Below are 20,563 nucleotides of genomic sequence, written 5' to 3' on the forward strand. Positions count from 1 at the left end.
CGACCCCGACATCGACGAAAGGAACCCCTCGATGACCACGACACCCCTCGCCGTGGAGGCCTCCGGCCTCGTGAAGACCTTCGGGACGAACCGCGCCGTCGACGGTGTCGACCTCCGTGTGGAGGCCGGCACGGTCTACGGCGTGCTCGGGCCGAACGGCGCCGGCAAGACCACCACGATCTCGATGCTGGCGACCCTGCTCACGGCGGACGCCGGCGAGGCCCGCGTGTTCGGACACGACGTCCGGCGCGAGGCCCAGACCGTCCGCTCGCTCATCGGCGTGACCGGCCAGTACGCGAGCGTCGACGAGACGCTCAGCGCGACCGAGAACCTCGTCATCTTCTCGCGGCTGCTCGGGCTCTCCCGGCGCGACGCCCGCGCGAAGGCGTCCGAGCTGCTCGAGCGGTTCGGCCTGACCGAGGCCGCGTCCCGGCCGCTCAGGGCGTTCTCCGGCGGCATGCGACGGCGGCTCGACCTCGCGGCGAGCCTCATCGCGCAGCCGCCGCTCATCTTCCTCGACGAACCGACCACCGGCCTCGACCCCCGGACCCGGGCGCAGATGTGGGACACCATCCGCGAGCTCGTCGCGACGGGGTCGACGGTGCTGCTCACCACGCAGTACCTCGACGAAGCGGACCAGCTCGCGGACCGCATCGCCGTGATCGACCACGGACGGGTCGTGGCCGAGGGCACGGGCGACGAGCTCAAGGCGTCGATCGGCACCTCGTCCCTGCAGCTCCGGCTGACCGACGGGCTCCGGCTCGACGCCGCCAGGGCGATCGTCCGCACGACCCTCGGCGTCGACGCGGTCGCGAGCCCGGAGGGGTCTCGTCTGACCGCCCCGATGACCGACCCCGACCGCGTGACCGACCTGCTCGTGTCCTTCCGCGAGGCCGGCATCTCCCTCGCCGAGATGAGCGTACAGAAGCCGACGCTCGACGAGGTCTTCCTGACCATCACGGGCGCCCCGGCGGAAGCCGAGGACGACGCCCAGCGCGAGCTCGAAGGGAGCATCGCATGACCACCATCGCCCCCACCCCCACCAGCGCCCCGCGGGTGACGCCCCGAGCCGGGGTCGGCTCGTCCGGCCTCGGCGCGACGGTCCGGCAGTCGTTCACGATGGCCTACCGCGGGCTCGTGAAGATACGGCGGACGCCCGAGCAGCTCTTCGACGTCACGCTCATGCCGATCGTCTTCACCGTCATGTTCACGTACATCTTCGGTGGCGCGATCTCGGGCGACATCGGCAGCTACCTGCCCGTGATCATCCCGGGCATCCTCGTGCAGACGAACATCACGTCGTCGATCGTCACCGGTGTCCAGCTCCGCGAGGACATGGACAAGGGCGTGTTCGACCGCTTCAAGTCCCTGCCGATCGCGCGCATCGCCCCGCTCGCCGGCGCCCTGCTCGCCGACACCGTCCGCTACGCCATCGCGACCACCATCACGTTCACGGTGGGGATCATCATGGGACTCCGGCCGGAGGGCGGTGCGGCCGCGGTGGTGCTCGCCGGGCTCCTCGTCATCGTCGTCGCCTGGGCGATCAGTTGGATCTTCGCCTACTTCGGGGTGATCGCCCGGACCGCGTCGAGCGTCTCGGGGATCGCGAACCTCGTGCTCTTCCCGCTGACGTTCCTGTCGAACGCGTTCGTCCCCGTGGACACGCTGCCGAGCTGGCTCCGCTGGTTCACCGAGGTCAACCCGGTGTCGCACCTCATCACCGCGGTCCGCGAGCTCGTCAACCACGGTGCGGTGACCGGCGACCTCTGGATCAGCCTGCTCGGCGCCGCGGTCATCGTGGCCGTGTTCGCCCCGCTGACCGTCCGCTCGTACATGCGCAAGGCCTGACCCCGGTCGTCAGTCCCGGTGTCGCCGTCGGACCGCGTCCCGGAGGTCCTCGAGCAGCACCCGTGTCGCCGCTTCGGCCTCGTCCCGCTCCCAGCGGGCCGAGGCCGTCTCGGCGTCCGCGAGCACGTCGTCCCCGACGGCCGCCGCCAGCAGGGGCCGGAGGCGGGCGTGCGCGAGCACCGCGAAGTCCTGCCGGGTGCCGAACCGCCGCGCGAGCGCCCAGCACCGTGCTGCTTCGCCCGTGAGGCCGTCACGGGCCGCGGCGACCGCGAGTCCGGCGAGCGTCGTCCCGACCACCGGCAGGTCGGTCCACCAGGGCCGGACCCGCAGGAGCGCGAGCGCGGCGTTCCGCATCCGACGGGCGACCTCGCGCTCGGCGTCCGTCAGACCGGCGCCGCCGCCCCGGGTCTCGTCGACGGCGGCGATGCGTGCCGCCCCGGCCATGAGCCGCCAGTTCGGTGCGGGTCCGCGGCGCTCGGCGGCCACCTCCCACGCGGCCGTGTACTGCTCGGCGGCTGCCGCCGGGTCGCCCTCCGCGCGTCGGCACTCGGCTTCGATCGCCAGCACGACGACCGCGACCTGGGACCCGTCCGCCTCGGGCCCGCGACCCCCGGCGGGGCGGTGCTGCAGGTCGCGGGCGACCGACCGTGCCCGGTCGACGTCGCCGATCGCCGCTGCGGCGAGCCCGACGGACCACCCGATCTCCGAGAGGTCGTCGTCGGCGCCGAAGCGCTCCAGGCGGTCCCGAGCCGCCTCGGCGACCGTCAACGCCTCGTCGTAGCGCCCGCTCTGGGCGAGGAGCTGCGTCATCGTGACCGCGGACGTGCCGGTCGTCCACGCGTCGCCGGTCCGCGCCGCGAGGGCCTGTGCGGCAGCGGCGTACCGGAGTGCCGCGGCGGGGTCCCCGTCGTTCTCGGCGAGCGGCGCGCTGAGCACGTTCGCGATGCAGGCGACGCCGTCCTCGGGGTCGTCGCGGAGGCGGGCGAGGAGCGCGGTCGCCTCCGCGGGCCGTCCGACCGTGAGGAACACCGCGACGAGGGCGTCGACGACGGGCTGCCCCGCGGTCGACGTCCGCCGCCACCGTCGGAGCGTCGAGCGTGCCCACGCCGTCGTCCGCCGGTCGTCGAACGCCGCGGCCGCTCCGACGACGACGAGGCAGACGTGCGCCGCGACCCGGTCGTCCGGCGCCGGGGGCTCGCGTCGGAGCAGTCCGACGACGTCCGGGCCGACCGCGGTGATCTCCCCCTGCGTGCCACGGAGCGTCCAGTACGCACCGAGGGCCGCGAAGAGCTGCGCCGCCGCGGGCGCGTCCTCGGCCCGGAGCGCCCAGCGCAGCAGCACGACGAGGTTGTCGGCCTCGCGGCGCACCTCGTGGAACCGTTCGGTCTGCTCCGGACCGGCGATGGCGAGCAGGTTCCGGTCCGCGGCGAACGCGCGAGCCCAGTCGACCATGGCCGAGCGGACGTCCTCGGTGCGCCCGCGTTCGGTCAGTCGCGCGGCCCCGAACTCCCGGACGGTCTCGAGCAGGCGGTACCGGACCGGCTCCCCCTCGCGCTCGACCAGCTGCACGAGCGACTGCTCGACGAGGTCCGCCAGGTCGTCGAGTGCGTCCTCGTGTCCCTCGGACGCGACGGCCTCGACCGCGTCCACCGCGAGGCCGTCGGGGAAGAGCGCGAGTCGGGGCAGGAGGTCCTGGGCGGAGGCGCCGAGCAGTCGCCAGCTCCACTCGATGACGGCGAGCAGCGTGCGGTGCCGTTCGGGGGCGCTCCGGTCCCCGCCGCGGAGCAGTGCGAAGCGGTCGTCGAGCCGGCGCTCGATCTCGTCCGTGCTCATGCCCCGGATCCGTGCCGCGGCCAGTTCGATCGCGAGCGGCGACCCGTCGAGCCGCGCGCAGATGCGGCGCACCGCGTCGACGGGGAGCACCGCGCCGGGACGCGCTGCCCGGGCACGCTCGGTGAAGAGGCGCACGGCGGCCCCGTCGTCCTCGACCGGCAGCGGCGCGAGCGGCGCCACGACCTCGCCGGCGATCGCGAGGGGTGCACGGGAGGTCGTCAGCACCCGCAGCTCCGGGGCGGCGGCGAGCAGTTCGGCGGTGAGCGCGGCGACGGCGTCGAGCAGGTGCTCGCAGTTGTCGAGCACCAGCACCGTCGGCCCGTCGGCGAGGGCGCGGACGACCCGGCCCCACAGATCGGTGACGACCGCGTCGCGGAGGGTGCGGGCGGAGCGGACCTCGGCGATCCCGAGCACGGCACCGAGGGCGGGCACGACGTCCTCGGCGGCCGCGATCGACGCGAGCTCGGCCACCACCACCGCGGTCCCGTCCGGCAGGTCCGCCGCGACCGCCTGCGCGAGCCGCGTCTTGCCGAGGCCGCCCGGGCCGAGGATCGTGACCAGCCGTCCGCGCGACAGGAGGTCCGTGACGGCGGCGAGGTCGGCCTCCCGTCCGACCAGCGCGTTCGGGGCGGCGCGCAGGCCGATGCGACGGGCGCGACCGCTCTCGGCCGCCGACCGGCGGAGCAGGTCCGCGTTGTGCCGGACCAGCTCGGCGGAGGGGTCGGCGCCGAGTTCCTCGACCAGCCGCTCGCGGTGTGCGGCGAAGACCGCGACGGCCACAGCGGGCCGACCGGCGGCGTCGAGCGCCTGCATCGCCCCGGCGACGGCGACCTCGTCGACCGGGTCGGCGGCCACCTCGGCCGACCAGACCTCGGCGGCGTCGTCGGCCCGGCCGAGGTCGAGCAGCGCGGACCCCAGCGCCCGCCGGAGTGCGCGCCGGGCTGCACGGGCCCGGCCGGCGAGCGCGTCGCCGAGGTCGCCCTCGACGTCCTCGCCGGGTGCACCGCGCCAGAGCGCGAGCGCGGACTCGAGCGCGTCGACGTCCGGGGGCGCCGCCGCACGCTCCGCCCGCAGGAGGTCGACGTCGTCCGTGTCGCAGCCGAGCGCGTACCCGGTCGCCGTGGACCGGACGAGTCCCTCGGCGGTCGTCCGGCGGAGGCGGGACACCATCGTCTGCAGGGCCGCCCGCGCTCCTCGCGGCTGGTCGTCCGGCCACAGCTCGTCGATGAGGGAGCCGGTGGACAGCGAGCGCCCCGGCGCGAGGGCGAGCGCGGTGAGGAAGGACCGTGCGAGCGCCCCGGTGACGGTCGTCGGCTCACCCGAGGGCCCCTCGACCAGCACGGGCCCGAGGACGGCGAGTCGGGGGCGCGCGGTCACGTCGTCGAGTCTACGGAGCGCTCGAGCGTCTCAGCCCCTGCGCCGACCGCCGTCGGGCGGACCCGTCTCGGTGTCGACGTCCTCCGTCGCCCGCTTCTCGGACTCGATCACCCCGCGCAGCGCGACGATCGCACTCGCCGTCGCGGTGACCCGGGAGGGGTGCGACCGACTGGCGTCGAGCGCCTGCTCGAGCGTGGCGAGGGCTTCGTCCCCGTCCTGGGCCGGGCAGTCGCCGCGGACGACGCACGCGACCTGCCGCAGCGCCGCCGCGAACGGCTCGGCGAAGGCGGGGTCGGGCCGGCCGATCGCGTCGGCCACCGGACCGCTGCGCGCGACGAGCTCGGTGAGGTCGGTCGTGTACCAGGTGGCCCGCTCCAGGGCCCGGAACCGGGCACCGTCGGACTGCAGGCGCGCCCGGGGCCCGCGGAGCACGCCCCGCGGGTTCATCCGCCGGCTCTCCTGCGCGGTCGCGACCCGGTCCCGTACGTCCGCGATCGCCTTGTCGAGCCGCTCCTGCTGCCGGTCCCACGCTGCGGTGTCGGGTTCGCCCTCGACGAGCACGTCCGCGAGGTCGTCGAGCTGCTCCGCGAGCACCGCGTTCACCTGGTCGATGCGGCGCTCCGCGTCCCAGAAGTGCAGCGGCGGGAACACGGCGAAGTTCACCGCGAGGCCGATCGCGATCCCGATGGCCATCTGCACGATGTAGGCGAACGAGTAGCCCTCGGCGTTCCCCCCGCCGACGAGCAGCACGAAGAGCGCGGCCATCGGCACCCACGAGTACCCCTCGCCGAGGATCCGGAAACCGCTCACGAGGACGCCGATGCCGACGGCGAGGGCCACCGCGATCACCCCGGGGTCCCCGATCAGCATCGTGACCCACGCGATCAGCACGCCGAGCGTGATACCGACGAGCGTCTGCACACCCGACCGGATGCCGGCGAACACGGTCGTCCGCATCGCGACGATCGCACCGAGGGGCGCGTAGTACGGGTACTCGGCGGCGACGCCCGGAGCGTACTTGGCGAGCACCCACGCGATGGTCGCGGCCAGCGCCGCCTTCGCGGCGAGCAGCAGGCGCGGCTGGGTGCCGGAGTCGCGGCTCCACCGCCAGATGCGCCGCCCGGCGCCCGTGATGCGTTCTGCTGGTGCCATACGGCCGGTCAGGTTACGCACGGTGGCCTGTGAGGCGTGCCACCCGCGCGCGCGGCCGACCGCGCACCGCACCAGCACGGGACGGCCTGGAGGCGCGGGGCGGGCCCGCCCCGCGCCTCCAGGCCGCCTGTCGGTCACCCCGCAACGCGAGGAAGCCCCCGCGACGTGCGTCGCGGGGGCTTCCTCGAGGTGGTGCAGGTGACTACTTGGCGTCGTCGGCCTTCGTGTCGTCCGCCTTGGCGGCGGCGTCGTCCTCGACCTCGGCGGCAGCGTCGGTCTCGGCCTCGGCCTCGACCGGCGCGGACTCCTCGGTGGTCTCGGTCTCATCGACCGGGGCCTCCTCGGTGGTCTCCTCGGCGGCCGGCGCCTCGACCGGCGCGGCGGCGGCCGGAGCAGCGTCGCGCTTGACCGGGGCGGGCTTGCCCGACACCGGCTCGAGCACGAGCTCGATCGACGCGAGGGGAGCGTTGTCGCCCTTGCGGAAACCGAGCTTCGTGATGCGGGTGTAGCCGCCCTGGCGGTCCTCGACCTGCGGGGCGATCTCGGTGAACAGCGTGTGCACGACGGACTTGTCGCGCAGGATGCTGATCACGCGACGACGGGCGTGCAGGTCGCCACGCTTCGCGAACGTGATGAGCCGCTCGGCGACCGGACGGAGGCGCTTGGCCTTCGTCTCGGTCGTGGTGATGCGGCCGTGCGTGAAGAGGGCGTTGGCGAGGTTGCTCAGGAGCAGGCGCTCGTGGGCGGGACCGCCACCGAGGCGGGGGCCCTTGGTGGGCTTCGGCATGTCAGTTCTCCAGTGGTGAATGTGGTGCGCGCTGACTCAGCACGCGTGCGCTTACGCGCGAGGTCAGTTGTTGGACTCGTCCTCGTCGTACCCGCTGTAGAAGTGGGCGCCGTCGAATCCGGGGACGGTGTCCTTGAGGGACAGGCCGAGCTCGGTGAGCTTGTCCTTGACCTCGTCCACCGACTTCTGACCGAAGTTGCGGATGTTCATGAGCTGCGTCTCCGAGAGGGCGACGAGCTCGGACACCGTGTTGATGCCCTCCCGCTTGAGGCAGTTGTAGCTGCGGACCGACAGGTCGAGGTCCTCGATCGGGGTCTGCAGCTCGTTCGAGAGCACGGCGTCGACCGGCGCGGGGCCGATCTCGATGCCCTCGGCCGCCGTGTTCAGCTCGCGGGCGAGACCGAACAGCTCGACCAGCGTGCGGCCGGCCGACGCGATGGCGTCGCGCGGCGTGATCGCCGGCTTCGTCTCGACGTCGACGACCAGGCGGTCGAAGTCCGTACGCTCACCGGCACGCGTCGCCTCGACGCGGTAGGTGACCTTGAGGACCGGCGAGTAGATCGAGTCGATCGGGATCTGACCCGCCTCGGAGAACTCCGAGCGGTTCTGCGTCGCCGACACGTAGCCACGGCCACGCTCGATCGTGAGCTCGAGCTCGAAGCGCGCGGTGTCGTTCAGGGTCGCGATGACGAGGTCCGGGTTGTGGATCTCGACGCCGGCCGGGGCGGAGATGTCCGCCGCGGTGACCTGACCGGCACCCTGCTTGCGCAGGTACGCGGTGATCGGCTCGTCGTGCTCGCTGGAGACGACGAGGCTCTTGATGTTGAGGATGATCTCGGTGACGTCTTCCTTGACACCGGGAACGGTGCTGAACTCGTGGAGGACGCCGTCGATGCGGATGCTGGTGACAGCCGCGCCGGGGATCGAGGAGAGGAGCGTGCGGCGCAGCGAGTTGCCGAGGGTGTAACCGAAGCCCGGCTCGAGCGGCTCGATGACGAAGCGCGAGCGGTGCTCGGAGATCGACTCCTCGGTCAGGGTGGGGCGCTGTGCAATGAGCACTGTGGGATTCCTTTCGGCGGAGTGTCCGCTATATGACACTCGGCGGTACGACGGGGCCGACCGGGCCCCGACGGGTCTGTTGAGTTGTGATCACGCGCACGGCCGAGCCGCGAGGGCCCGCCGTGCGCGATCGAACGACCAGGAATGGCCGGCCCCGCTCGACCCCGTCACGGGGACGAGCGGGGAACGGCCGGTTGCTCCTCGCGTCAGACGCGGCGACGCTTCGGCGGGCGGCACCCGTTGTGCGCCTGCGGCGTGACGTCGTTGATCGAACCGACCTCGAGGCCGGCGGCCTGGAGCGAGCGGATCGCGGTCTCGCGGCCGGAGCCCGGACCCTTGACGAAGACGTCGACCTTCTTGACGCCGTGCTCCTGCGCCTGACGCGCAGCGGACTCGGCGGCGAGCTGCGCCGCGAACGGCGTCGACTTGCGCGAGCCCTTGAAGCCGACGGCACCCGAGGACGCCCAGCTGAGGACGGCACCGGACGGGTCGGTGATGCTGACGATCGTGTTGTTGAACGTGCTCTTGATGTGGGCCTGGCCCACGGCGACGTTCTTCTTCTCCTTGCGGCGCGGCTTGCGCGCGGCAGTCTTGGGGGTAGCCATGGGGGTCTCCTATCGAGCCTTCTTCTTGCCTGCCACGGTGCGCTTCGGTCCCTTGCGGGTACGCGCGTTGGTCTTGGTGCGCTGACCGCGCACCGGGAGACCACGACGGTGGCGAAGACCCTCGTAGCTACCGATCTCGACCTTGCGTCGGATGTCCGCGGCGACCTCACGGCGGAGGTCACCTTCCACCTTGAAGTTGCCCTCGATGAAGTCGCGGAGAGCGACGAGCTGGTCGTCGGTCAGGTCCTTGACGCGGATGTCGCCGGAGATGCCGGTCTCGGCGAGTGCCTGGACCGAGCGGGTACGGCCGACGCCGTAGATGTACGTGAGTGCGATCTCCACGCGCTTCTCGCGCGGGATGTCGACGCCTGCTAGACGTGCCATGTGCTGGCTGCTCCTGTGGTTGGTGGAGGTGTGGCGCAGTACCGGTGCCCGGGCCTCCGACCCGAGGTGTCCCCCGCGGCCGGAGCCGCGGGATCTGGTACTGCGTGTTCAGTGTTGAGTTGTGGGTCCTGCTGGGAGCTCAGCCCTGGCGCTGCTTGTGGCGCGGGTTGCTCTTGCAGATCACCATGACGCGGCCCTTCCGGCGGATCACTCGGCAGTGCTCGCAGATGGGCTTGACGCTGGGGTTGACCTTCATGGTTGGTTCCTCGTGCTCGCTGGCTTCGTGCTCGGCGGGTTCGCCGGGCCGTTCCTTTCCAGCTCGCGGATCACTTGTAGCGGTAGACGATCCGGCCGCGGGTCAGGTCGTACGGGCTCAGCTCCACGATCACGCGGTCCTCGGGGAGGATGCGGATGTAGTGCTGGCGCATCTTCCCGGAGATGTGCGCGAGGACCTTGTGTCCGTTGGTCAGCTCAACGCGGAACATCGCGTTGGGCAGAGCTTCGAGCACCGAGCCCTCGATCTCGATGACGCCGTCTTTCTTGGCCATAGCCTCACTGTCGCTTGGTTGGATTACCGGTGTGATCCCCGAGCCGGTCTGCGGGTCGGGCGCCACGCCGAAAGGGCATGACACACCAAAGAGCAAGCCTATGTGATAGCCGCCGGATTGCCAAGTGCGGGCGACCCGGACCCTCGACCTGGGGCTGCCGCGGTCGAGCCTGAACGTTCCACAGTGGTCTCCTGGCCCGTTCTGGGCCGTCTCGAGTGCATCCGCCGTACCGTGTCACGGCAGCCCACCGAACGGAGAGAACCGTGCCGAACGCCCGCGGCCCCCTGGCCCGCCATGGACGACTCCCTCGTCGTCGCGCCTGGACGTCCGCCCTCGGCATCGTCGCGTCCGTCCTCGCCGTCGCGCTGGTCAGCGGGACCAGCGTGGCCGCGATCGCCGGCGGGCAGCTCGCCGCCGCCCCGAAGACGGTCCAGCTCAGCACGGACGACCAGAAGGTCGCCGACACCGCGGACATCACCGCGATGAAGGGCGGCGCGAACATCCTGCTCATCGGCAGCGACACCCGCGTCGGGCAGTTCGACTCCGACGAGGACGTCGCCGGCGCCCGGAACGACGTCACGATCCTCGTGCACATCTCGCAGGACCACCAGCAGCTCACGGCCGTGAGCTTCCCCCGCGACCTCATGGTCCCGATCCCGGCGTGCACCAACCCGGCGACGGGCACCACGTACCCCGCCGCCACCTCGGCACAGTTCAACACGGCGCTCGGCAACGGCGGGGTGTCCTGCGTGGTCGACACCGTCGAGAACCTGACCGGCCTGCGGATCCCCTACGCCGGGCTGATCACCTTCGACGGCGTCATCTCGATGTCGAACGCCCTCGGTGGTGTGGACGTCTGCGTCGCGCAGCCGATCAACGACTCGTACACCGGTCTCCACCTCACCGCCGGGTCGCACACGCTCGAGGGCTCGGACGCGCTCGCGTTCCTCCGGACCCGCCACGGAGTCGGTGACGGCAGCGACCTCGCGCGCATCAGTTCGCAGCAGGTGTTCCTCTCCGCGCTGCTCCGCAAGATCACCTCCGGCAGCACGCTGTCCGACCCGGTGACGCTCTACCGCCTCGCCTCGGCGGCACTGCACAACATGACGCTCTCGGACGGCCTGGCGCAGGCCAGGAGCCTCGTCGGCCTCGCCACGACGCTGCGCGGCATGAGTACGGCGAACATGCTGTTCGTGCAGTACCCGGTCGTGGACGACCCCGCCGACAACGCCCGCGTCATCGTCGCGCAGGACGCGGCGCACACGCTCAACGTCGCCCTGCAGACCGACCAGCGGACGTCGCTCTCGGACTCGAGCACCGGACGGGCGTCAGAGGAGTCGAAGAGCGCGGGGTCGTCGACGGGCTCGTCGTCATCGTCCGGCTCGTCGTCCTCCGGCACGTCGTCCGGGTCGACCGGGTCGAGCTCCTCCGCGACGTCGTCGTCGGGCTCCACGCCCTCGTCGACGCCGACGGCGACCACGACGCCGCTCCCGTCGACCATCACCGGGCAGAGCGCGAACGAACAGACCTGCTCCGTCGGGAACTGACGCCGCGCGGCGGACGCGCCGCGCGGCTCCGAGCCGACCGCACCGTCGACGCCCCAGCGGCGGGGCGGACGCACCACGTGCCTCCCGGCCGGACCCGGTGGACGGCCGACCCGACGGGAGGCCCGTCCTACGGGATCGGGACGGGTGTCACACCCAACGGGGCCAGGCCCGCAGCGCCACCGTCGGCGGCCGTCGTCACCCAGATGCCGTCGGCGTGGACGGCGACGGTGTGCTCCCAGTGCGCGGCGTCCGAGCCGTCGAGCGTCCGGACCGTCCAGTCGTCCGCGTCCGTCGAGCTGTCGATCGTGCCGGCCGTCACCATCGGCTCGATCGCGACGACCAGCCCGGGCTTCACGGCGGGACCGGCGCCCCGCACGCGGTAGTTGAAGACCGGCGGTTCCTCGTGCATCGACCGGCCGATGCCGTGACCGGTGTAGTCCTCGACGATGCCCCAGGCGCCGGTCTCCTCGATGGCGTCCTCGACCGCGGCACCGACGTCGTTCAGGTGCCTGGCCGACGCCAGAGCGGCGATGCCGTGCCACAGCGAGCGCTCGGTCGTGTCGCAGAGCTTCCGCCGGGCCTCGCTCACCGCGGCGTCGCCACCAGGGACCACGACCGTGAAGGCGCTGTCCCCGTTCCAGCCGTCGACCTCGGCGCCGGCGTCGACGGAGACGATGTCGCCCGCCTGGATCACGCGGTCGCCCGGGATCCCGTGCACCACCTCGTCGTTGACCGAGACACAGAGCGTGTGGCGGTACCCCGGGACGAGCTGGAAGTTCGGGACGCCCCCGCCGTCGCGGATGGTCCGCTCGGCGATCGCGTCGAGCTCACCCGTCGTGACGCCGGGTCGGACCGCGGCTCGCACGGCGTCCAACGCCTCGACCGTCAGGAGGCCCGGGCGCACCATGGCGCGGAGCTCCTCGGGCGTCTTGTAGATCGAGGGCTTGCGGAAGCGGACCACGCCGGGTCAGACGCCCGCGGTCAGCCCGCGGGACGCGAGCGCCGACTGGATCCGGTCGCCGACCTCGTCGATGCCGCCGAGCCCGTCGACATCGACCACGAGGCCGCGGTCGGCGTAGGCGCCGACGATCGGGGCCGTCTGGTCCAGGTAGACCTCCTGGCGACGACGGATCGTCTCCTCGTTGTCGTCGCTGCGGCCCTGGTCCTCCGCGCGCTTCAGCAGGCGTTCGACGAGGGCGTCCTGGTCCGCGACGAGCTGCACGACCGCGTCGAGCTGCTCGCCCTGCTCGGTCAGGAGCGCGTCGAGGTACTCGACCTGGTTCAGCGTCCGGGGGTAGCCGTCGAGCAGGAAGCCGTGCTCGGCGTCCGGCTCGGCCAGGCGGGACTTCACGAGCTCGTTCGTCAGCTCGTCCGGCACGTACTCACCGGCGTCCATGAGCTTCTTCGCCTCGACGCCGAGGGGCGTGCCCTCGGTGACGTTCTTGCGGAAGATGTCGCCCGTCGAGATCGCGGGGACACCGAACGCGTCCGCGATGCGGCCGGCCTGGGTGCCCTTGCCGGCGCCGGGGGGTCCGACGATGATGAGGCGTGCGCTCAACGGAGAAGCCCTTCGTAGTGACGTTGCTGGAGCTGGGAGTCGATCTGCTTCACCGTCTCGAGGCCGACACCCACGATGATCAGGATGCTGGCGCCACCGAACGGGAAGTTCTGGTTCGCACCGAAGAACGCGAGTGCGCCCAGGGGGATGAGTGCGATCAGACCGAGGTAGAGCGATCCGGGCAACGTCACCCGGGTCAGGACGTAGTCGAGGTACTCGGCGGTCGGGCGTCCGGCGCGGATGCCCGGGATGAACCCGCCGTACTTCTTCATGTTGTCGGCGACCTCTTCGGGGTTGAAGGTGATCGCGACGTAGAAGTAGGTGAACCCGACGATGAGCAGGAAGTACAGGACCATGTAGAACCAGTTGTCACCCGAGGTCAGGTTGTTCTGGATCCAGGTCACCCACGCGGCCGGCGCGGAGCCGTCCGAGGGCTGGTTGAACTGCGCGACGAGGGCCGGCAGGTACAGCAGCGACGAGGCGAAGATGACGGGCACGACGCCGGCCATGTTCACCTTGATCGGGATGTACGTGTTGTTGCCGCCGAAGGTGCGACGACCGACCATGCGCTTGGCGTACTGGACCGGGATGCGTCGCTGCGACTGCTCGACGAACACGACGGCCATCATGATGACGAGGCCCACGAGGATGACGAACAGGAACAGCTCGAAGCCGTTCGACTGCTCGATCGCCCAGAGCGCCGACGGGAACTGCGCCGCGATCGACGTGAAGATGAGGAGCGACATGCCGTTGCCGATGCCGCGCTCGGTGACGAGCTCGCCCATCCACATGATGAGGCCGGTGCCGGCGGTCAGCGTGACGACCATGAGCATGATCGCGTACCAGCTGTCGTTCGAGATGATCGACGAGCAGGAGGCCGACGCGTTCGTGCCGAAGAGAGCACCGGAGCGCGCGACCGTGATCAGGGTGGTGGACTGCAGGACACCGAGCGCGATCGTGAGGTAGCGCGTGTACTGCGTCAGCTTGGCCTGACCGGACTGACCCTCCTTGTAGAGGGCGTCGAAGTGCGGGATGACCACGCGCAGGAGCTGCACGATGATCGACGACGTGATGTACGGCATGATCCCGAGCGCGAAGACCGAGAGCTTCAGCAGCGCGCCGCCGGAGAACAGGTTGATCAGGTCGTAGAGGCCCTGCTGCGAGGACGCGCTGGCGAGGCAGCTCTGCACGGACGCGTAGTCGACGAACGGTGCGGGGATGTACGACCCCAGGCGGAAGAGCGCGATGATCGCGAGGGTGAAGCCGATCTTCTTGCGAAGGTCTGGGGTGCGCATGATGCGCGCGACCGCTCTGAACACGAGGACTCCGAACTTCTGGGACCGGGGCCGTCGATCGCGGCCGTTCCGGTGTCGATCGGCAGGGCCGACCAGGCCGACGGACGCCGGCCACTGTCAAGGAAACCGTAACGGCGGCCCGTGCGCAAACGCACGGGCCGCCGACGGGGGTTACTGGGAGACGGTGCCGCCAGCAGCCGCGATCTTCTCGGCGGCGGACGCCGAGACCTTGTCGACCGAGACCGTGAGCTTCACGTTGATGTCGCCCTGACCGAGAACCTTGACCTTCTCGTTCTTGCGGACGGCGCCCTTGGCGACCAGGTCCGCCACGGTGACGTCGCCACCGTTCGGGTAGAGCTCCGCGATCTTGTCCAGGTTCACGACCTGGTACTCGACACGGAACGGGTTCTTGAACCCGCGGAGCTTCGGGGTGCGCATGTGCAGCGGCATCTGCCCACCCTCGAAGCCGACCTTGACCTGGTACCGAGCCTTCTGACCCTTGGTACCACGGCCGGCGGTCTTGCCCTTCGAGCCCTCACCGCGACCGACACGGGTGCGGTCCTTCTTCGCACCGGTGGCCGGGCGGAGGTGGTGCAGCTTCAGGACCTGCACGCGCTCGTTCTTCTCGTCGCTCATGCGTCGACCTCCTCGACCTTCACGAGGTGCGCGACCGTCGCGATGTACCCGCGGTTCTGGGCGTTGTCCTCACGCAGGACCGTACGGCCGATGCGCTTGAGGCCCAGGCTGCGCAGGGTGTCGCGCTGGTACTGCTTCTCGCTGATAACGGACTTCGTCTGCGTGATCTTCAGCATCGCCATCACGCACCTGCCTTCTCGGACGCGGCACGCGCGGCGGCGGCCTCCGCACGCAGCAGACGGGCCGGGACGACCGCGTCGACGTCGAGGCCACGGCGGACTGCGACCGCGCGGGGCTCCTCGAGCTGCTGCAGCGCCTCGACGGTCGCGTGCACGATGTTGATGGTGTTCGACGAGCCGAGCGACTTGCTCAGGACGTCGTGGATGCCAGCGCACTCGAGGACGGCGCGGACCGGACCACCGGCGATGACACCGGTACCGGCAGCGGCCGGACGCAGGAGCACGACACCGGCAGCGGCCTCACCCTGCACCGGGTGCGGGATGGTGTTGCCGACGCGCGGGACGCGGAAGAAGTTCTTCTTCGCCTCCTCGACGCCCTTGGAGATCGCCGTGGGGACCTCCTTGGCCTTGCCGTAGCCGACGCCCACGAGGCCGTTGCCGTCACCCACGACGACGAGCGCCGTGAAGCTGAAGCGACGACCACCCTTGACGACCTTCGACACACGGTTGATGGTCACCACGCGCTCGAGGAACTGGCTGTCGCCACCGCGGTTGTTGCGGTCGCGGCCCTGCTGACGGTCACGACCGCCACCACGACGGCCGCGCTGGTCGGCCGAGTCGCGGTTGTTGGACGCGGAACCAGCGGCGGTCTCGACCGGACGCTCGGCCGTGGCCGCTGCCTCCGTGGTCTCCTTGCTGGTGTTGTTCGCGGTGTCGCTCACAGGTTCAGCCCTCCTTCACGGGCGCCATCGGCGATCGCGGCGACGCGACCGGCGTACTTGCTGCCACCACGGTCGAAGACCACGGCCTCGACGCCGGCGGCCTTCGCGCGCTCGGCGAGGATCTCGCCGACGCGACGGGCCTTGGCGGTCTTGTCGCCGTCGAACGAGCGGAGGTCGGCCTCCATCGTCGATGCGCTGGCGAGGGTGTGACCCTTCGCGTCGTCGATGACCTGCACGAACACGTGACGCGACGAACGCGTGACGGCGAGACGCGGACGCGCCTCGGTGCCGGTGATCTTCTTGCGGAGTCGGTTGTGACGGCGCGCCTTGGCGGCCGACTTGCTCTTTCCTCGGATACCGAGAGCCATGATCACTTACCTGACTTTCCGGCCTTGCGGCGCACGATCTCGCCGGCGTAGCGGACACCCTTGCCCTTGTAGGGCTCGGGCTTGCGCAGCTTGCGGATGTTGGCGGCCACCTCGCCGACGGCCTGCTTGTCGATGCCGGTCACGGTGAGCTTGTTGTTGCCCTCGACGGCGAACGAGATGCCCGCGGGCGGCTCGACCGTGATCGGGTGGGAGTAGCCCAGCGCGAACTCGACGCTGGTGCCCTTCGCCTGCACGCGGTAACCGGTACCGACGACCTCGAGGCCCTTGGAGTAGCCCTGGGTGACGCCGACGATGTTGTTCGCGATGAGGGTGCGGGTCAGGCCGTGGAGCGAACGCGAGGAGCGCTCGTCGTCCGGACGGGTGACGAGGACCTGGTTCTCCTCGACCTTGGCCTGGATGGGCTCAGCGACGACGAGCGCGAGCTCGCCCTTCGGGCCCTTGACCGCCACGGTCTGGCCGTCGATGGAGACGGTCACGCCGGCGGGGATGTCGATGGGAAGACGTCCGATTCGAGACATTGTCGATCACCACACGTAGGCGAGGACTTCCCCACCCACGCCCTTCTGCTCGGCTTCGCGGTCGGTCAGGAGGCCGGACGACGTCGAGAGGATCGCCACGCCGAGGCCACCGAGGACCTGGGGGATCTCCGTCGACTTCGCGTAGACCCGGAGGCCCGGCTTCGAGACGCGCTTGATGCCGGCGATCGAGCGCTCGCGCTCGGGGCCGTACTTCAGGTCGATCGTGAGGGTCTGCCCGACGCGGGCGTCCTCGATCTTCCACTCGTTGATGTAACCCTCGCGCTTGAGGATCTCAGCGATGTTCTTCTTCAGCTTGGAGCTGGGAAGCGAGACGGCGTCGTGGTGCGCCGAGTTCGCGTTCCGCAATCTGGTCAGCATGTCTGCGACCGGATCGGTCATCGTCATGATGCGTATCCATTCTCGCCTGGTTTCGACACCCGTTCCACGAATGCCGACCTGAGCGATCGGGGCCCCCAGGCGGTTCCCGGGGACCTGTGTGTTCGTGCGTGCGGGCCGGAGGACGTGAATCCTCCGGCCCGCACCGCCCGAAGTATCTTAGACCGTCTGGTCGGCCGAACGGAACGGGAACCCGAGCTGCTTGAGCAGCGCGCGGCCCTCGTCGTCCGTCTTCGCGGTGGTCACGACGGTGATGTCGAAGCCACGCACGCGGTCGATGCGGTCCTGGTCGATCTCGTGGAACACGGACTGCTCCGTGAGACCGAACGTGTAGTTGCCGTTCCCGTCGAACTGCTTGTCGCTCAGGCCGCGGAAGTCGCGGATGCGGGGCAGGGCGAGGGAGATCAGGCGGTCGAGGAACTCCCAGGCACGGTCACCGCGGAGGGTGACGTGCGCACCGATCGCCTGGCCCTCGCGCAGCTTGAACTGCGCGATGGACTTGCGAGCGATGTTGACCTGGGGCTTCTGACCCGTGATCGCCGTGAGGTCCTTGATGGCCCCCTCGATGATCTTCGAGTCGCGAGCGGCCTCGCCGACGCCGGTGTTCACGACGACCTTGACCAGGCCGGGGACCTGCATGACGTTCGCGTAGCCGAACTGCTCGGTGAGGGCAGCCTTGATCTCGTTCTTGTACTTCTGCTTGAGGCGCGGCTCGACCTTGGTCGCCGGCGCGGCAGTCGTGTCGGTCATCAGAGCTTCTCACCCGACTTCTTGGCGTAGCGGACCCGGACGGTCTTCTTGACGCCGTCCTTCTCCACCTCTTCGGTACGGAAACCGACGCGCGTCGGCTTCTTGGTCTTCGGGTCGACGATCGCGACGTTCGAGACGTGGATCGGAGCCTCGTGCTGCTCGATGCCACCGGTCTTCGAACCACGCTGGGTCTGGCCGACGCGGACGTGCTTCGTGACGAAGTTCACGCCCTCGACGACGACGCGCTCCGAGTCACGGAGCACCTCGATGACCTTGCCCTGCTTGCCGCGGTCGCCGCCACGCTCCTGCGTGGCGCCCGTGATGACCTCGACGAGGTCACCCTTCTTGATGTTCGCCATGGCTTACAGCACCTCCGGCGCGAGCGAGATGATCTTCATGAACTTCTTGTCACGGAGCTCGCGACCGACCGGACCGAAGATGCGCGTGCCGCGCGGGTCGCCGTCAGCCTTGAGGATCACTGCCGCGTTCTCGTCGAACTTGATGTAGGAGCCGTCCTGACGACGGGTCTCCTTCTTGGTGCGAACGATGACGGCCTTGACGACGTCACCCTTCTTCACGTTGCCGCCGGGGATGGCGTCCTTCACCGTGGCGACGATGACGTCACCGAGACCGGCGTAGCGACGACCCGAGCCACCGAGCACGCGGATGGTCAAGATCTCCTTGGCACCCGTGTTGTCGGCGACCTTCAGGCGGGATTCCTGCTGAATCACTGCTGTCTCCTATTCCGAAGCAGGCCGCGGCCTACTTGGCCTTCTCGAGGATCTCGACCAGGCGCCAGCGCTTGGAGGCGCTGAGGGGACGGGTCTCGCTGATCACGACGAGGTCGCCGACACCAGCGGTGCCGAGCTCGTCGTGGGCCTTCACCTTGGACGTGCGGCGGATGATCTTGCCGTAGAGCGCGTGCTTCACGCGGTCCTCGACCTCGACCACGATGGTCTTGTCCATCTTGTCGCTCGTCACGTAGCCACGGCGCGTCTTGCGGTAGCCGCGGGTGGAGGCGGCGGAGGTGTTCTCTTCGTTCGCCATCAGTTCTCCTCGGCGGTCTCGGCCTCGGTCGACTCGGCCGGCTTGTCAGCCTTCTTCGTCGTCTTCTTGGCCTTGGTGGCGGTCTCGACGGGCGCGGGGGTGGCACGGATGCCGAGCTCGCGCTCGCGGAGGACGGTGTAGATACGGGCGATGTCGCGCTTGACGGCACGGAGGCGGCCGTGGCTCTCCAGCTGGCCGGTGGCCGACTGGAAGCGGAGGTTGAACAGCTCCTCCTTGGCCTTCTTCAGCTCGTCAGCAAGACGCTCGTTCTCGAACGTGTCGAGCTCCGTCGGACGGAGCTCCTTGGAACCGATCGCCATTATGCGTCGCCCTCCTCGCGCTTGATGATGCGTGCCTTGAGGGGCAGCTTGTGGATTGCACGGGTCAGCGCCTCACGGGCGATGTCCTCGTTGACGCCGGAGAGCTCGAAGAGCACACGACCCGGCTTGACGTTGGCGACCCACCACTCGGGCGAGCCCTTACCGGAACCCATGCGGGTCTCAGCCGGCTTCTTGGTGAGCGGGCGGTCCGGGTAGATGTTGATCCACACCTTGCCGCCACGCTTGATGTGACGCGTCATGGCGATACGAGCGGACTCGATCTGCCGGTTCGTCACGTAGGCCGGGGTGAGGGCCTGGATACCGAAGTCGCCGAAGCTGACCTTGGTACCACCGGTCGCCTGACCCGAACGCTTCGGGTGGTGCTGCTTGCGGTGCTTGACTCGACGGGGGATAAGCATGGTTACGCCTCAACTCCTGCGCCGGCCGGCGCGTCCTGCGGGGCCTGCTGCTGACGGCCGCCACGGTCGCCGCCACGACGGTCGCCGCGCTCGCCACGGGGGCCGCCACGACGCTCCGGGCGCGACGAACGCTGGTTCGCCTGCTCGCGAGCGAGCTCCTTGTTCGTGATGTCGCCCTTGTAGATCCAGACCTTCACGCCGATGCGGCCGAACGTGGTCCGGGCCTCGTAGAAGCCGTAGTCGATGTTCGCGCGGAGCGTGTGCAGGGGCACGCGGCCCTCGCGGTAGAACTCCGAGCGCGACATCTCGGCGCCACCGAGACGACCCGACACCTGGATGCGGACACCCTTGGCGCCGGCGCGCTGCGCACCCTGCAGGCCCTTGCGCATGGCGCGACGGAACGCGACACGGGCGGAGAGCTGCTCGGCGATGCCCTGCGCGACGAGCTGGGCCTCGGTCTCGGGGTTCTTGACCTCGAGGATGTTGAGCTGGATCTGCTTCTTGGTGAGCTTCTCGAGCTCGCCGCGGACGCGCTCGGCCTCGGCACCGCGACGACCGATGACGATGCCCGGACGCGCCGTGTGGATGTCCACGCGGACACGGTCACGGGTGCGCTCGAGCTCGATGCGGGCGACGCCGGCACGGTCGAGGGTCTTCTTCAGGTACTCGCGCACCTTGATGTCCTCGGCCACGTAGTCGGCGTAGCGCTGACCGGCCTTGGTGCTGTCGGTGAACCAGTGCGAGACGTGGTCCGTCGTGATCCCGAGACGGAAGCCGTACGGGTTGACCTTCTGGCCCATTACTTGCTCGCCTTCTTGCTCGTCGCGGCGGCCTCAGCCTCTTCCGGCGTCGCGAGGACGACCGTGATGTGGCTGGTGCGCTTGTTGATGCGGAAGGCGCGGCCCTGGGCGCGCGGCTGGAACCGCTTCAGGGTCGTGCCCTCGTCGACGAAGACGCGGCTCACGTAGAGGTCGCGCTCGTCGAGGAAGCTGTTCGTCGAGTCCGCCTTCACCCGGGCGTTCGCGATCGCCGAGGCGACCAGCTTGTACACGGGCTCCGAAGCGGCCTGCGGCGCGAACTTCAGGATGGCGAGCGCCTCGTGGGCCTGCTTGCCGCGGATCAGCTCGATGACGCGACGGGCCTTCTGAGGCGTGACGCGGATGTGTCGCACGCGTGCGATCGACTCCACCATTT

General features: G+C 70.1%; 28 protein-coding genes. 3 read left to right on the forward strand and 25 right to left on the reverse strand.

Annotated elements, in window-relative coordinates:
* Nucleotides 1–31 precede the first annotated feature (31 nt).
* Both MON03_RS15875 and MON03_RS15880 read left to right on the forward strand, forming a co-directional pair.
* Nucleotides 32–1,021 carry an ATP-binding cassette domain-containing protein gene (locus tag MON03_RS15875; RefSeq protein ID WP_242089430.1) on the forward strand — a complete coding sequence of 330 codons (990 nt, stop codon included), beginning with the start codon at nt 32–34 and terminating at the stop codon, nt 1,019–1,021.
* On the forward strand, nt 1,018–1,848 hold the full coding sequence (locus MON03_RS15880) for an ABC transporter permease (RefSeq protein WP_175328275.1): 831 nt from the start codon (nt 1,018–1,020) through the stop codon (nt 1,846–1,848). Before MON03_RS15875 ends, MON03_RS15880 begins: the two co-directional genes overlap by 4 nt.
* A 9-nt stretch (nt 1,849–1,857) precedes the next feature.
* On the opposite strand, the gene MON03_RS15885 is transcribed toward MON03_RS15880, so the two are convergent.
* From MON03_RS15885 to infA, 8 genes are all read right to left on the reverse strand, one after another.
* Complete coding sequence (locus tag MON03_RS15885) at nt 1,858–5,058, reverse strand: ATP-binding protein (RefSeq protein ID WP_242089432.1); 3,201 nt, start codon at nt 5,056–5,058, stop codon at nt 1,858–1,860.
* A 30-nt stretch (nt 5,059–5,088) separates the two neighbouring features.
* Nucleotides 5,089–6,210, reverse strand: coding sequence for an FUSC family protein (locus MON03_RS15890; RefSeq protein ID WP_242089434.1), 1,122 nt, complete (start codon nt 6,208–6,210; stop codon nt 5,089–5,091).
* A gap of 202 nt (nt 6,211–6,412) precedes the next feature.
* Nucleotides 6,413–6,997: a 50S ribosomal protein L17 gene (gene rplQ / locus MON03_RS15895; RefSeq protein ID WP_022903263.1), complete on the reverse strand. Its 585-nt coding sequence runs from the start codon at nt 6,995–6,997 to the stop codon at nt 6,413–6,415.
* A gap of 63 nt (nt 6,998–7,060) precedes the next feature.
* Nucleotides 7,061–8,056, reverse strand: coding sequence for a DNA-directed RNA polymerase subunit alpha (locus MON03_RS15900; protein ID WP_022903264.1), 996 nt, complete (start codon nt 8,054–8,056; stop codon nt 7,061–7,063).
* 206 nt (nt 8,057–8,262) lie between these two features.
* Nucleotides 8,263–8,661: a 30S ribosomal protein S11 gene (gene rpsK, locus MON03_RS15905; protein ID WP_017885507.1), complete on the reverse strand. Its 399-nt coding sequence runs from the start codon at nt 8,659–8,661 to the stop codon at nt 8,263–8,265.
* A 9-nt stretch (nt 8,662–8,670) separates the two neighbouring features.
* Nucleotides 8,671–9,045 (reverse strand): 30S ribosomal protein S13, encoded by a 375-nt coding sequence (rpsM, locus tag MON03_RS15910; protein WP_022903265.1) that lies wholly within the window; start codon nt 9,043–9,045, stop codon nt 8,671–8,673.
* 139 nt (nt 9,046–9,184) lie between these two features.
* Nucleotides 9,185–9,301, reverse strand: coding sequence for a 50S ribosomal protein L36 (rpmJ, locus tag MON03_RS15915; RefSeq protein WP_022903266.1), 117 nt, complete (start codon nt 9,299–9,301; stop codon nt 9,185–9,187).
* Nucleotides 9,302–9,371: 70 nt separating this feature from the next.
* A complete protein-coding gene (gene infA / locus MON03_RS15920; protein ID WP_017885509.1) occupies nt 9,372–9,593 on the reverse strand; it encodes a translation initiation factor IF-1 in 222 nt (73 codons plus the stop codon).
* A 263-nt stretch (nt 9,594–9,856) separates the two neighbouring features.
* Between infA and MON03_RS15925 the strand changes: the two genes are divergently transcribed.
* Nucleotides 9,857–11,140: an LCP family protein gene (locus MON03_RS15925; protein ID WP_242089436.1), complete on the forward strand. Its 1,284-nt coding sequence runs from the start codon at nt 9,857–9,859 to the stop codon at nt 11,138–11,140.
* A gap of 127 nt (nt 11,141–11,267) precedes the next feature.
* Here MON03_RS15925 and map read toward each other — a convergent pair whose 3' ends face one another.
* The 17 genes from map to rplV all read right to left on the reverse strand — a co-directional run bounded on the left by map (nt 11,268) and on the right by rplV (nt 20,561).
* Complete coding sequence (gene map, locus MON03_RS15930) at nt 11,268–12,047, reverse strand: type I methionyl aminopeptidase (RefSeq protein ID WP_242091481.1); 780 nt, start codon at nt 12,045–12,047, stop codon at nt 11,268–11,270.
* 60 nt (nt 12,048–12,107) lie between these two features.
* Nucleotides 12,108–12,698: an adenylate kinase gene (locus tag MON03_RS15935; protein WP_242089438.1), complete on the reverse strand. Its 591-nt coding sequence runs from the start codon at nt 12,696–12,698 to the stop codon at nt 12,108–12,110.
* Nucleotides 12,695–14,017 (reverse strand): preprotein translocase subunit SecY, encoded by a 1,323-nt coding sequence (gene secY / locus MON03_RS15940; protein ID WP_031273237.1) that lies wholly within the window; start codon nt 14,015–14,017, stop codon nt 12,695–12,697. The genes MON03_RS15935 and secY overlap by 4 nt, the downstream gene beginning before the upstream one ends.
* Nucleotides 14,018–14,164: 147 nt before the next feature.
* Entirely contained in the window at nt 14,165–14,629 is a 465-nt protein-coding gene (gene rplO, locus MON03_RS15945) for a 50S ribosomal protein L15 (RefSeq protein ID WP_031273239.1), read from the reverse strand.
* A complete protein-coding gene (rpmD, locus tag MON03_RS15950; protein WP_031273241.1) occupies nt 14,626–14,811 on the reverse strand; it encodes a 50S ribosomal protein L30 in 186 nt (61 codons plus the stop codon). The genes rplO and rpmD overlap by 4 nt, the downstream gene beginning before the upstream one ends.
* Nucleotides 14,811–15,530 (reverse strand): 30S ribosomal protein S5, encoded by a 720-nt coding sequence (gene rpsE / locus MON03_RS15955; protein ID WP_022903271.1) that lies wholly within the window; start codon nt 15,528–15,530, stop codon nt 14,811–14,813. Before rpsE ends, rpmD begins: the two co-directional genes overlap by 1 nt.
* On the reverse strand, nt 15,527–15,898 hold the full coding sequence (gene rplR / locus MON03_RS15960) for a 50S ribosomal protein L18 (RefSeq protein WP_031273242.1): 372 nt from the start codon (nt 15,896–15,898) through the stop codon (nt 15,527–15,529). Before rplR ends, rpsE begins: the two co-directional genes overlap by 4 nt.
* Nucleotides 15,899–15,900: 2 nt before the next feature.
* Nucleotides 15,901–16,437: a 50S ribosomal protein L6 gene (rplF, locus tag MON03_RS15965; protein ID WP_242089440.1), complete on the reverse strand. Its 537-nt coding sequence runs from the start codon at nt 16,435–16,437 to the stop codon at nt 15,901–15,903.
* A gap of 6 nt (nt 16,438–16,443) precedes the next feature.
* A complete protein-coding gene (gene rpsH, locus MON03_RS15970; RefSeq protein WP_022903274.1) occupies nt 16,444–16,842 on the reverse strand; it encodes a 30S ribosomal protein S8 in 399 nt (132 codons plus the stop codon).
* 150 nt (nt 16,843–16,992) lie between these two features.
* Entirely contained in the window at nt 16,993–17,583 is a 591-nt protein-coding gene (rplE, locus tag MON03_RS15975) for a 50S ribosomal protein L5 (protein ID WP_022903275.1), read from the reverse strand.
* Nucleotides 17,583–17,942, reverse strand: a complete 360-nt coding sequence (rplX, locus tag MON03_RS15980) for a 50S ribosomal protein L24 (protein ID WP_022903276.1) — start codon at nt 17,940–17,942, stop codon at nt 17,583–17,585. Before rplX ends, rplE begins: the two co-directional genes overlap by 1 nt.
* 3 nt (nt 17,943–17,945) lie before the next feature.
* Nucleotides 17,946–18,314, reverse strand: coding sequence for a 50S ribosomal protein L14 (gene rplN, locus MON03_RS15985; protein ID WP_017885523.1), 369 nt, complete (start codon nt 18,312–18,314; stop codon nt 17,946–17,948).
* Between the two features lie 31 nt (nt 18,315–18,345).
* A complete protein-coding gene (gene rpsQ / locus MON03_RS15990; protein ID WP_022903277.1) occupies nt 18,346–18,630 on the reverse strand; it encodes a 30S ribosomal protein S17 in 285 nt (94 codons plus the stop codon).
* On the reverse strand, nt 18,630–18,950 hold the full coding sequence (gene rpmC, locus MON03_RS17400) for a 50S ribosomal protein L29 (RefSeq protein WP_022903278.1): 321 nt from the start codon (nt 18,948–18,950) through the stop codon (nt 18,630–18,632). The genes rpsQ and rpmC overlap by 1 nt, the downstream gene beginning before the upstream one ends.
* Nucleotides 18,950–19,369, reverse strand: coding sequence for a 50S ribosomal protein L16 (gene rplP / locus MON03_RS16000; protein WP_022903279.1), 420 nt, complete (start codon nt 19,367–19,369; stop codon nt 18,950–18,952). Before rplP ends, rpmC begins: the two co-directional genes overlap by 1 nt.
* 2 nt (nt 19,370–19,371) lie before the next feature.
* A complete protein-coding gene (gene rpsC, locus MON03_RS16005; RefSeq protein ID WP_022903280.1) occupies nt 19,372–20,169 on the reverse strand; it encodes a 30S ribosomal protein S3 in 798 nt (265 codons plus the stop codon).
* Nucleotides 20,169–20,561: a 50S ribosomal protein L22 gene (gene rplV / locus MON03_RS16010; protein WP_058725380.1), complete on the reverse strand. Its 393-nt coding sequence runs from the start codon at nt 20,559–20,561 to the stop codon at nt 20,169–20,171. The genes rpsC and rplV overlap by 1 nt, the downstream gene beginning before the upstream one ends.
* Nucleotides 20,562–20,563 lie beyond the last annotated feature (2 nt).

This window comes from Curtobacterium sp. DN_7.5 (genome assembly GCF_022655355.1).
Taxonomy (GTDB): domain Bacteria; phylum Actinomycetota; class Actinomycetes; order Actinomycetales; family Microbacteriaceae; genus Curtobacterium; species Curtobacterium luteum.

Bases quoted from the DNA above. Each gene is read 5' to 3' on its own strand.
- rplQ (WP_022903263.1), bottom strand. From the start codon at position 6,997: ATGCCGAAGCCCACCAAGGGCCCCCGCCTCGGTGGCGGTCCCGCCCAC.
- map (WP_242091481.1), bottom strand. From the start codon at position 12,047: ATGGTGCGCCCGGGCCTCCTGACGGTCGAGGCGTTGGACGCCGTGCGA.
- rpmD (WP_031273241.1), bottom strand. From the start codon at position 14,811: ATGGCGATGCTGAAGATCACGCAGACGAAGTCCGTTATCAGCGAGAAG.
- rplO (WP_031273239.1), bottom strand. From the start codon at position 14,629: ATGAGCGACGAGAAGAACGAGCGCGTGCAGGTCCTGAAGCTGCACCAC.
- rplX (WP_022903276.1), bottom strand. From the start codon at position 17,942: ATGGCGAACATCAAGAAGGGTGACCTCGTCGAGGTCATCACGGGCGCC.
- rpsC (WP_022903280.1), bottom strand. From the start codon at position 20,169: ATGGGCCAGAAGGTCAACCCGTACGGCTTCCGTCTCGGGATCACGACG.
- rpsM (WP_022903265.1), bottom strand. From the start codon at position 9,045: ATGGCACGTCTAGCAGGCGTCGACATCCCGCGCGAGAAGCGCGTGGAG.
- rpmC (WP_022903278.1), bottom strand. From the start codon at position 18,950: ATGGCGATCGGTTCCAAGGAGCTCCGTCCGACGGAGCTCGACACGTTC.
- infA (WP_017885509.1), bottom strand. From the start codon at position 9,593: ATGGCCAAGAAAGACGGCGTCATCGAGATCGAGGGCTCGGTGCTCGAA.
- MON03_RS15880 (WP_175328275.1), top strand. From the start codon at position 1,018: ATGACCACCATCGCCCCCACCCCCACCAGCGCCCCGCGGGTGACGCCC.
- rplE (WP_022903275.1), bottom strand. From the start codon at position 17,583: ATGACCGACACGACTGCCGCGCCGGCGACCAAGGTCGAGCCGCGCCTC.
- rplP (WP_022903279.1), bottom strand. From the start codon at position 19,369: ATGCTTATCCCCCGTCGAGTCAAGCACCGCAAGCAGCACCACCCGAAG.
- MON03_RS15875 (WP_242089430.1), top strand. From the start codon at position 32: ATGACCACGACACCCCTCGCCGTGGAGGCCTCCGGCCTCGTGAAGACC.
- rplV (WP_058725380.1), bottom strand. From the start codon at position 20,561: ATGGTGGAGTCGATCGCACGCGTGCGACACATCCGCGTCACGCCTCAG.
- rpmJ (WP_022903266.1), bottom strand. From the start codon at position 9,301: ATGAAGGTCAACCCCAGCGTCAAGCCCATCTGCGAGCACTGCCGAGTG.
- MON03_RS15890 (WP_242089434.1), bottom strand. From the start codon at position 6,210: ATGGCACCAGCAGAACGCATCACGGGCGCCGGGCGGCGCATCTGGCGG.
- rpsK (WP_017885507.1), bottom strand. From the start codon at position 8,661: ATGGCTACCCCCAAGACTGCCGCGCGCAAGCCGCGCCGCAAGGAGAAG.
- rpsQ (WP_022903277.1), bottom strand. From the start codon at position 18,630: ATGGCGAACGAAGAGAACACCTCCGCCGCCTCCACCCGCGGCTACCGC.
- rpsH (WP_022903274.1), bottom strand. From the start codon at position 16,842: ATGACGATGACCGATCCGGTCGCAGACATGCTGACCAGATTGCGGAAC.
- rplR (WP_031273242.1), bottom strand. From the start codon at position 15,898: ATGGCTCTCGGTATCCGAGGAAAGAGCAAGTCGGCCGCCAAGGCGCGC.
- rplF (WP_242089440.1), bottom strand. From the start codon at position 16,437: ATGTCTCGAATCGGACGTCTTCCCATCGACATCCCCGCCGGCGTGACC.